Annotated in this window: 1 protein-coding gene; it reads right to left on the bottom strand. The window is 50.6% G+C overall.

The genetic code is table 11. The features are described 5' to 3' along the window. Positions 1–1009: tyrosine-type recombinase/integrase (locus tag HRQ87_RS19975; protein WP_174140208.1), on the bottom strand; the 1009-nt coding region annotated here is incomplete at its 3' end. Between the last annotated feature and the right edge of the window lie 56 nt (positions 1010–1065).

The following is a 1065-nucleotide window of genomic DNA, read 5'->3' as shown; positions in this document are numbered from 1 at the left end:
TTAGACCTTTGATCAATTCACCCTGCTGTTGATGTGAAACAGGCAAGTAACTTGACGCGGTTGTTGTGAAATTCTCGTGCCCCATATTTTGCGACCAAGCCTTTTGCGTAGCCAACGGCAAATTGCGGTCGCTTAATTCATGCCCCAGAGTCTTGCGAACGCTGTGCGCGCCGTAAGGATACATCTGCACCTTAACGAACGCATCGCGAAAAACTTCATTCACCTTCGCACCGTTCGCATAGATGTCGCGAGACAAAGAGTCGAATGTGAATTTGCCATTTACTAAGCGCCGTTCGGGCTTGGGAAACAGCGCGTCCTCTTGGCCAAACATCTTGTCATTGCTTAGAAACATCATCCAATCGGTAAAATATGCCAAATAGTCAGGATGCATGGGAAAAAACCAAGTCGTGATGGTTTTTCTGCCTTTGGTGCGCACCTCGCGCCCGTCCTGATAAACGAAACCGCCCACCAGATTGATATGTTTTAGACGCAATGAAGACACAGCGCCAACGCGTGCTCCTGTGATCATCAGGAACGCGAAAATGGCCTTGTCGCGCCGCTCCAGCTCTGTCCGCTCTGGCATCCCCTGAAAGGCATGATAAGCGGCTTGGGTTGACGGAAACTGAACAAGGCGCTGGGTATGGGCGGCGCGGGCGTCGTTTCGGTTGTTGTTGAAATATTCCACATCCGCATAGGTCACCACTTTCTTGAATCCTTGCTGGCCCGCCAACCAATGAAAGAATCCTTTGACTAAGCGTAGCGTAGCATCTGTCGTGGTGAGGCTTAATGGTTTGCCCCGTGCTGTTTTGGCGCGGCTCAAGGCGACTTTGAACTGCCTCGCCTGCTCGATGTGGAACGATTTGAACGCCCTGTACTTCGTACTCTCTTCGAACTTAACCAACGCCGCGCGAACTTTGTCGATGGATTTTTCATCCTGCCCCTTGGCTTCGCGCATGTATTGCTCATATCGTCGCTTTAACCGTTCGTTTTCCGCATTGTATTTGCGCATGACTCCGCATCCTTTCTGAAGTGCTAATTTAAAGGGGGGTTGAGGGGTTCCTTTAA

The sequence above is a fragment of the Parasulfitobacter algicola genome, from assembly GCF_013315265.1.
GTDB classification, from domain to species: Bacteria; Pseudomonadota; Alphaproteobacteria; order Rhodobacterales; family Rhodobacteraceae; genus Parasulfitobacter; species Parasulfitobacter algicola.
Note: the sequence above shows the minus strand (reverse complement) of the source record. Positions and strands in the feature narration are given on the sequence as shown.